Here is a 9,230-nt window from a genome sequence, read left to right as displayed (position 1 = left end):
CTGTATATCGAAGTATCTGGTATCGATGAAGCCCAAGCGCAAACGCTTATCGAAGCCGCTCATCAAGTTTGCCCATACTCCAATGCTACACGCGGCAATGTAGAGGCACGCTTGCATGTGACTGTGGTTTAATGGCTTTAATTTAATTGTTGCTCTAATAACTATAAATAAATATAAAAATGACATGGCTTTCAATTGCTTGAATATATAGCGTATTCAAGCAATTTTTTTTATTTCACATAAAAGATGGTATGCATAAAAAAGAGCCAGTAGTTTGCCTACTGGCTCTTTTGTTTTAAATAGATTGTTTTAAATAGATCTGAATGAAAATACGGATTTTATTCAAATAACTATAATGCATTTAACTACCATGCATTAATTATATTTATAATTTGCAGTTAACTTGGTACTCTTGGCCGTTGTCTGATTTGATGGTCATGATGCCAACATCAGCTTTGGTGTGCCAATCATAAGTGGTTTTAGGGTTCACATCGTTTACATAACGAGCGCCAGAACCTGATACCGCTTGCTTCATGGTGATTTTTGCGTTGGTCAAACCAACTTTAGGCAAGGTAACGTTTAGGTTAGCAGCTTGACCATTGGCAGTGTATGCCGCAGTTACTTGACCGTTGTCTTCACAAGTAAATGATTGAACTACTTGCTGAGGATTGGTCGTTGGTGTAGTAGTGGTCGGTGTGCTGGTTGCACAAGCAGCTAGTAATACAGCAAAAGGCGCTACGGCTAATAATTTTTTCATAATATCTCTCAATGTCTATCAAAATTGGTGTGAATTTTATTTGTTACGCTAGGCGGTATAATACAACAAAAAATGTAATTTCGTGTTGTGGTTCGAGCTTAGGAAAGTAACATCGGCTAGCGGATTTATGACTGAAATGCATGGCTGGTCAAGCTTTGCTTACCATAAGCCTGTTATATCTCTACTATCAAACCTTTGTTTTTCCTTACTTTTTATTTAGGACAAATACCAATACTGCACTCAAAATAACCGAGCTTGCGATAATAAACTCTAAGGTGAGCTGCTCGGACAAAAACACCACACCCATAATTGCTGCCAGTACAGGGACACAAAGCTGTACCACCGCAGATTGGGTGGTTTTTAGCAGCGGCATGGCCACATACCACATACTATAGCCGATGCCAGAGGCGATAGCACCTGACGCGACCGCCAGCATGACGCCTGTCATGCTTATGGTTAAGAGGTAACTCATACCGATCAGTGCCAATATCGGCACAGCAACTAGGCTTCTTAAAAAGTTAAAGCCCGTCGTTCTTAATGGCGATACGCAGGTTTTGCCGCGTATGCTATAGATACCCCAAGCGGCACCACTTATTGCCATCATCAGCGCGCCAGATAAGGAAGGCGTTGCCGCGGACGGCAGCATCAAGTAGATAAAGCCTATCAATGCTATCAAAAGCGCTAGCCACTGTATGCGGTTGAGTGGCTCTTTATTATAAATTCCCCAACCAATCATCGTGAGCTGCACGACTGCAAACAAAATAAGCGCGCCCGTGCCAGTATCAAGCGCTTGGTAAGCCACTGAAAAACACAGCGCATAAACCACTAAGCTGATAGCACTGAGCCAATCGCCTTTGTCTGTTAAGGCAGTAGGGTCAAAGTTGCCCGTCTGTTTTAAATCAGTCCGTTTTAAACTGGTTCGTCTTAAATAGTGAGCTTGTGCCGTCATGATTAGCCCAAGGCAAGCGGCGCCGCTTAGCAAGCGGATAGCGGTAAAATTCCAAGCATCAATCGCACCGTCTGCCAATGCCATTCTACAAAGCAATGAGTTGGCGGCAAAGGCTATTAAGGCGGTTATCGTATATAAGGCAGCTTTCAAAAATAATTCCTACAATCATTAACAGAGTTTTTGCATAAAATAGAGCAGCGTTAAGCAAAGCAGTAGATGTTAAGCACAGAAGTATATTGAGCAATTTTGCTGCGCTAATCCTGCCAAAAAATAATAACAAGGAAAAACACATGGATTGGGCAAGTATCTTTATTTATGACACCACATGGGCATTTGCCGCCGAAATACTCATACGCGTCATCGTGATGTTTACGCTTATTATTTTGTTTTTACGTTTTACCGGTAAGCGCGGCGTGCGGCAGCTGTCTATCTTTGAGCTGACAATTATCTTATCGCTTGGCTCTATCGCTGGTGACCCGATGTTCACCGAGGACTTGCCCATTATCCAAGCGGTACTGATTATGAGTACGGTGATTGTGCTTTATCGCTTGTGTACGTGGGCGATGATGAAATTCCAAGCTTTTGAAGACTTGCTAGAAGGGAGAGCGATTTATATTGTCGAGGACAGTATGTTGGTTCTTGATAAGATAAAAAAGGGCGAAATGTCGCACGATGAGTTTTTTGCTGAAATGCGCCAGCAAGGGGTTGAGCATCTAGGGCAAGTGCGTACCGGCTTACTTGAGACAGATGGTGAATTTAGCCTATTGTTATGTTCACCTGAGGATACCTGCTATGGCTTGCCGCTTTTCCCTAAGCAGTATCAGCCTGTCGAGCAGATAGAGCCAGATGTGCATTATGCTTGTATGTATTGCGGCTATGTGGACTTTATCTCAAACCCCAACCAAATATGCCAACGCTGTGAGAATGACTGTAAAAACTGGGCGAAAGCGTTAAATAACGAAATTGTTAGATAGTTAATGAATGGCACAGCATTTACCATCTTTGTTAAACAACCTGACTGCGTTAAATAGCCTAAGTATTTTTATTTGCTAAAATCATACTAATGACGTTAATATTTTTACCACTTGCTGAACCCGTTCTTCTCTATCACCACCGATACGTTGAAAAGCCTTGTTATGCAAGGTCAATTGACTGGCAAAATAAGCGCTGATATCTTCGCGTTGATGCGGGCTATCACGCAAATCATCGGCAACCCATGGGATATCAACGTCGGTTAAGAGTATTAAATCATAATGGTGTACCAATGCCGCTTGGGTAAGCGCCTCAGGGCAATCACCATAATACCAGTTGGAATACACCATCAGCTCAAACAAGCTGGTATCACAGAATAAGTAGCCACGATCAGACGTTTGCGCGGCTTGCTGAGCGAGTTTGTTTTCTAATTCAATCTGACCTTGCGCGATAGGTAATAAATCATCCCAAGTACAGGTCAGCTGCTCACTATCCCATTTTTCTTGCAGATAAGTGCGCATATATTCTGGCACCCACGGACAGCCAAAATGCGCGGCCAAATCGCGGCATAACGTGGTTTTGCCGGTACTTTCTGCCCCCAGTATGGCGACATTAATAACGGATTTAGGCGTATGCTGCGTGAGATTGCAGGCGGTAGCGTCGTTGCCATTCATAATATGCCCAGATTGCAATAAGAGTGAAGACTACATATTGTAGCGCCGTAAAAGTCAGACCTTTATAAAAGTACAGTGGTACGGAAATAGCATCGGCGATAATCCAAAGTAGCCAATGCTCAATTTTGCGCCGTGCCATGAGCCACATTGCCATTAAAAACAGCGCCGTGGTCAGCATATCGGTGTAATCGACCCACGTAAATAAATGCAAGCCCAATACCGCGCCATCAAAGCTAAGGTTATTATTGATGACGGGTCTAAAATAATAGACCAAAGCAACAAAAGCTATGGTCGCCGCCGCCAATGCGCTTAATATGGGCACATCTTTTTTGCTTAAATGTTCAACTTCAATAGCATATTGAGCATCCGTATTTTGCCCGCGCTCATCTTGCGGCTGGCTAGTGGGATTTATATGATCCTGATGCTTTTTAATTTCTATATTATTTTTATTTTGCGTCCAGTTTATCCAACCATAGATACTCATGACGCTGTAATAGGCATTGATAAACATATCACCGAATAATTGCCATTTCCACAGCAGATAGACAAAGATGGCGGTACTGACCAGCCCAATAGGAAAAACCAAAATATTGGTCTTGCTGGCAAGTAAAACGCTACTTACCCCAAAGATTACCGCAATCAATTCTAAGGTAATAAATAGGGTCGGGTAGTCGGCATATTGCCCGAATAGCCAGTTTAGGAGTTCTGCCATTGCTATTCCAAAGTCAAAAAGTAAAAAGAAAAGGTGGATAGTATCAGTTAAGTTGATAAAAATTTAACAAGTCCGTGGCAATTAATGTCAATGAGTGGCAGTCAGCCACAACCAAAGGCACTTATATTGGATAAAATAACGCGATCAAGCCATGCTAATCAACGCTGATTATAGCGCAGCTGTTGGGAAATGAAGCCAATCTTTACTTATTCTCGTCAAGAAGCTGATTATTTGTAACAAAGTATTAGAAAAATTATATTATTCAGGCATAATAAAGGCACTTATTTTAAGTTTACAGTTATTCACCGAAAATTAGACGACTGTTGTTTTCTCCACTTTTATGCTTATTGCAAGCACCATCGTAGTAGACAAGGAAGCGCATCATGACGACTTGTATCACGGGCACTGGCCTGTATATTCCCCCTTATAGCATCAGTAATGAAGAGCTGGTTGATTCATTTAACCAATATGTTGAAAATTATAATGCCAAGCATGCCGATGAGATTGAAGCAGGAACGGTTACTGCGCTTCAGCCTTCATCAGCGGCTTTTATCGAGAAAGTCTCAGGTATCAAATCACGTTATGTGATGGAAAAAGACGGTATTTTGGATCCTGAAATCATGGCACCGGTCATCCCTTACCGCAATTTGGGTGAAGAGCTGTCTATCATGGCAGAAATGGGCACGGCAGCGCTAAAAGATGCGCTAGCTGACGCAGGTTTAGAGGCCAATGATTTAGATGGTATTATTCTTGCCTGCTCAAATTTTCAGCGTACTTATCCTGCGGTTTCTATCGAGATTCAGGATGCCATCGGTATGGTTGGTGGTTTTGCTTATGATATGAACGTGGCTTGTAGTGCAGCGACTTTTGGTCTATCGCAAGCACATGGCTCAATCGTGTCGGGTCTTGCTAAACGCGTTGCTGTGGTCAACGTTGAGATTACCTCAGCGCATCTAAACTGGCGCAACCGTGATAGCCACTTTATCTTTGGTGATGTGGCAACCGCTTCTATCGTTGAAGAGCTAGATACGCCAAAAGGTTATGAGATTCTAAACGCCAAGCTGTTTACGCAGTTTTCGACCAATATTAAAAATGAATATGGCTTTATGGACCGCTCTGAGTTCCTAGCGGCGCAGACTGAGATGTATCCGGATATCAAGGAGCCTGTCACCGATAAGCTGTTTTTGCAAAATGGTCGTAAAGTATTCCGTGAAGTCTGTCCAAAGGTTTCTGAGATTATCACTGAGCATTTACATTACAATGAGCTGCAAGCTAGTGACATCAAGATGATGTGGCTACACCAAGCCAATGCCAATATGCTTGATTTAATTTTGCGCACAGTCGTTGGACGTGATGCCGATAAAGCCATTGTCCCAAGTGTTATTGATGAATTTGCCAATACCAGCTCTGCCAGTCCGATGATTGTTTTCCATCGTTATAAAGATGCGCTAGAATCTGGCGACTTGGGCGTGATTTGCTCATTTGGTGCGGGTTACTCAATCGGTTCAGTGTTGGTTCGTAAAGTTTAATATTTCGTTAAGGTTTTCTGATAACCATAATAACCGCAAAAATAGCTAAGAGTTTTCTTAGCTATTTTTTTATGTCCGCTATTTATAGCTTTTTCTGGACTGTTTTTGTGCGCTATTTTTACTGATTTCTTATTGGCCGCAGAGCTATGGGTTAATATGAAGCTAGGGGCTAATATTTAGGCATAATCTGCGATAAAACAGCCAGTTTGCGAATATTATGGCAAGATTGCTTAGAGGTTTTAAATTAAGCGCAAAAATTTGCTATAATCACTCTCTTATTTTACTCATTTTAAAAAAGTCCTTTTATGAAAGAATCCTTACGCCTGCGTTTAGACCAGATGGTAGACCGTTATGAAGAGGTCACCGCCTTATTATCAGACCCGAGTGTCATCAGCGATAATAATAAGTTCCGTGAATTGTCCGTTGAGCATAGTGACTTGATGGATATCACTACTTTATGGCAGAACTATGTGCGTGCAGAAACGGATCAGGCGGATGCAGAGGCGATGCTAGCAGAAGCTTCAGACCCTGAAATGAAAGAGATGATGCAGGACGAGATTGACAGTGCCCGTGACACCATTGTCGAGATGGAAGAAGCGCTTAACGTCATGATGTTGCCAAAAGACCCTAATGATAAAGTGCCTGCTTTCTTGGAAATTCGTGCGGGAACGGGCGGTGATGAAGCGGCGATTTTCTCTGGTGACTTGTTCCGTATGTATCAAAAGTATGCCCAAGCGCAAGGCTGGACGGTAGATATTCTGTCGGCTAATGAGGGTGAACATGGCGGCTATAAAGAGATTATTACCCGTGTGTCGGGCAATAGCGTTTATGGTCGTTTAAAGTTTGAGTCAGGCGCTCACCGCGTACAGCGTGTGCCTGAAACCGAAAGCCAAGGCCGTGTCCATACCTCAGCGTGTACGGTTGCTGTTATGCCAGAAGTTGAGATTGATGATAGCGTCGATATCAATCCTGCCGATATTAAGATGGATACCTTTCGCTCAAGCGGCGCGGGTGGTCAGCACGTTAACACCACCGACTCTGCGGTACGTTTGACCCACATTCCAACGGGTACCGTGGTAGAGTGTCAGCAAGAACGCAGTCAGCATAAAAACCGGGCGCATGCGATGAAAATGCTGGTGTCCAAAATCCAGCAAGCAAAAGTACAAGCGCAGGTCGATGTGGCGGACTCAATACGTCGCGACTTGGTCGGTAGCGGCGATCGCTCAGAGCGTATTCGTACCTATAACTTCCCGCAAGGTCGTATGACTGACCATCGAATCAACCTGACCTTATATAAGCTTGATTCGATTATGGAAGGTGACTTGGATGAAATCCTCGATGCGCTGTTACGCGAGCACCAAGCAGACTTGATGGCCAGTATCGGCGGCGGTGATTAAGACAGTTAAAAGCTGATTAAGCTAAAAGCCGTAAACCATGCCGATAAGCCAGTTATTTATAATAGTAAAACTAAGGTAGCGATTATGATAAATAACTGGTTAGCTTCAAAACAATCCTTTAATAGCATTGTGTTAATTATATTGGCTGCGTTTATGGCGTTTTGGTTATCTGCTTGTAGCGTAACACCCGCAACTTCGCCAGCGCCACCAGCACTATCGTCTTCTGAGAGCACCGCATCCGCTGAAACAGCTGATCCATTGACTTACCAAGCATGCGTATATCCGCCTAATGAGCTGGTACAAGCTTGTGAGGTAAAAGGTGGAACGTTTTTGCAGCAAGGTAGGCTTGGCTGTTATCAGTGTGTGCTGTCTTATAGCGATGCTGGCAAGGTTTGCCAAGATGGTGCTGACTGCCAAGGACAATGCAAAAACACGGGTAAATTTATAGATTCATATACCAACAATCAAACAGGGCAATGCGCCAGTGATAGCAGCACGTTTGGCTGTTATCAAACGATTGAAAGGGGCGTGGCACAGCCTGCTATTTGTGTCGATTAGTTCTAGCGCTTTTTAGTATGAAAAATCAATAAGTATTATTGAGCTTTCTTATTTATATGTTTTATTTGAACGTCTTATTTTAATTTACTTCGTTTATTCCTTTAATTATCTAATAATTTTGAGAGTATTATGTCAAAGCACAACAATCAAGACCAGAATCAAGAGCAAACTCCAGAAGATGCGAACGAGCTGATTGCTCAACTACAAGCTAAGCTAGATGAAATCACCGCGTCAGGTAAGCAGCCTTATCCTAATACCTTTAAGCGCACAGATTACGCTCAGGATTTGCAAACGGCTTTTGATGGTATCTCAAAGCAAGAAATCGAAGATAAAATTGCCAACGGTGAAAAAACTCAGGTAAACGTTGCCGGTCGCGTGATGCTAAACCGTGGGGCGTTTATTGTTATTCAAGATATGACTGGTCGTATTCAGTTATATGTGGCACGCAAACAGTTAGATCCAGAGACATTGGCGACGATTAAATCGCTAGATTTGGGTGATATCGTTGGTGTATCTGGTTATATCGGTCGTTCTGGAAAAGGCGACTTATATGTCCATATCGAAGAGTTTACTCTGCTGACAAAAGCACTACGTCCGATGCCAAATAAGTTCCATGGCTTAGCGGATGTCGAAGCGCGCTATCGTAATCGCCATCTTGATTTGATGACTAATGAGACAACTCGCGACACCTTTGTGATACGCAGCCAAGTTATCAGCGGTATTCGCAAGTTTATGTTGAATGAGCGTTTTATGGAAGTTGAAACGCCTATGATGCATCCTATCCCAGGTGGCGCGGTTGCTCGTCCTTTTGTGACCCATCATAATGCCCTAGATATGCCATTATATCTGCGTATCGCGCCTGAGCTATATCTGAAACGCCTTGTGGTTGGTGGTTTTGAAAAAGTATTTGAGATTAACCGCAGCTTCCGCAATGAAGGCGTGTCAACCCGTCATAATCCTGAATTTACTATGATTGAGTTTTATCAGGCGTATGCTGATTATCATGATTTGATGGATTTGACCGAGCGCTTGTTCAATGAGCTGGCAATGGATATCTTGGGTACGACGGAGCTGACTTATCAGGGTGAAGCGATTAGCCTAAAAGCGCCATTTATCCGCCTGTCTATGTCTGATGCGATTGCTAAGTATGCAGAAAACTTTGATATGTCACGTATTAACGATCGTGATTATCTTGCAGAATACGCTTCAACGACCCTTAAACAACAAGTAAAAGACGTCTTTGGTGTGGGCAAATTGCAGACTATTATCTTTGAAGAAACCGCTGAGCATCAGCTACGTCAGCCGACTTTTATCACAGAATACCCTGCTGAAACGTCGCCACTGGCACGCCGTAACGATGACAATCCTGAGATTACCGATCGCTTTGAGCTATTTATTGGTGGTCGTGAGTTGGCGAATGGTTTTAGTGAGCTTAATGATCCGGCCGATCAAGCTGAGCGTTTCCATGGTCAAGTCGCCGAAAAAGACGCTGGCGATGATGAAGCGATGCATTTTGATGAAGAATATATTGAAGCCTTATCTTATGGCTTACCGCCAACAGCAGGCGAGGGTATTGGTATCGATCGCTTGGTGATGCTATTTACGGACTCGGCTAGTATTCGTGATGTGATTTTATTCCCGCATATGCGCCGCAAGCATGAAAGCTAGACTGCTTTACTTGC

General features: G+C 43.2%; 9 protein-coding genes and 1 pseudogene. 6 read left to right on the top strand and 4 right to left on the bottom strand.

From position 1 onward, the window contains the following. Positions 1-132 (top strand): annotated as a pseudogene (locus B3Q63_RS10195) (organic hydroperoxide resistance protein); the annotation flags it as partial. A gap of 253 nt (positions 133-385) precedes the next feature. Here the strand turns inward: B3Q63_RS10195 and B3Q63_RS10190 are convergent. Together B3Q63_RS10190 and B3Q63_RS10185 are read right to left on the bottom strand one after the other, a co-directional pair. After that, positions 386-757: an MliC family protein gene (locus tag B3Q63_RS10190; RefSeq protein WP_296176266.1), complete on the bottom strand. Its 372-nt coding sequence runs from the start codon at positions 755-757 to the stop codon at positions 386-388. Positions 758-962: 205 nt separating this feature from the next. Next, positions 963-1,856, bottom strand: a complete 894-nt coding sequence (locus B3Q63_RS10185; RefSeq protein WP_296176264.1) for a DMT family transporter — start codon at positions 1,854-1,856, stop codon at positions 963-965. A 140-nt stretch (positions 1,857-1,996) separates the two neighbouring features. On the opposite strand from B3Q63_RS10185, the gene B3Q63_RS10180 reads away from it, so the two are divergent. Further along, positions 1,997-2,680, top strand: coding sequence for a DUF421 domain-containing protein (locus B3Q63_RS10180; protein ID WP_296176262.1), 684 nt, complete (start codon positions 1,997-1,999; stop codon positions 2,678-2,680). An 81-nt stretch (positions 2,681-2,761) separates the two neighbouring features. Here the strand turns inward: B3Q63_RS10180 and B3Q63_RS10175 are convergent, their stop codons facing one another. Next, positions 2,762-3,352 carry an ATP-binding protein gene (locus B3Q63_RS10175; RefSeq protein WP_296176260.1) on the bottom strand — a complete coding sequence of 197 codons (591 nt, stop codon included), beginning with the start codon at positions 3,350-3,352 and terminating at the stop codon, positions 2,762-2,764. Continuing rightward, complete coding sequence (gene pnuC, locus B3Q63_RS10170; protein WP_296176257.1) at positions 3,303-4,064, bottom strand: nicotinamide riboside transporter PnuC; 762 nt, start codon at positions 4,062-4,064, stop codon at positions 3,303-3,305. The genes B3Q63_RS10175 and pnuC overlap by 50 nt, the downstream gene beginning before the upstream one ends. A gap of 383 nt (positions 4,065-4,447) precedes the next feature. Here pnuC and B3Q63_RS10165 point away from each other — a divergent pair, with 383 nt between their 5' ends. The 4 genes from B3Q63_RS10165 (at position 4,448) to lysS (ending at position 9,216) form a co-directional block, all read left to right on the top strand. Then, positions 4,448-5,593, top strand: coding sequence for a beta-ketoacyl-ACP synthase III (locus tag B3Q63_RS10165; RefSeq protein ID WP_296176256.1), 1,146 nt, complete (start codon positions 4,448-4,450; stop codon positions 5,591-5,593). 305 nt (positions 5,594-5,898) lie between these two features. Continuing rightward, entirely contained in the window at positions 5,899-6,990 is a 1,092-nt protein-coding gene (gene prfA, locus B3Q63_RS10160; protein ID WP_296176254.1) for a peptide chain release factor 1, read from the top strand. A gap of 84 nt (positions 6,991-7,074) precedes the next feature. Then, on the top strand, positions 7,075-7,548 hold the full coding sequence (locus B3Q63_RS10155; protein WP_296176251.1) for a hypothetical protein: 474 nt from the start codon (positions 7,075-7,077) through the stop codon (positions 7,546-7,548). 129 nt (positions 7,549-7,677) lie between these two features. After that, positions 7,678-9,216 carry a lysine--tRNA ligase gene (lysS, locus tag B3Q63_RS10150; RefSeq protein ID WP_296176250.1) on the top strand — a complete coding sequence of 513 codons (1,539 nt, stop codon included), beginning with the start codon at positions 7,678-7,680 and terminating at the stop codon, positions 9,214-9,216. Positions 9,217-9,230 lie beyond the last annotated feature (14 nt).

The organism is Psychrobacter sp. UBA2769 (assembly GCF_002352555.1).
Taxonomy (GTDB): Bacteria; Pseudomonadota; Gammaproteobacteria; order Pseudomonadales; family Moraxellaceae; genus Psychrobacter; species Psychrobacter maritimus.
The sequence above is the reverse complement of the archived record's forward strand: the minus strand, read 5'-3'. Positions and strand labels throughout refer to the sequence as shown.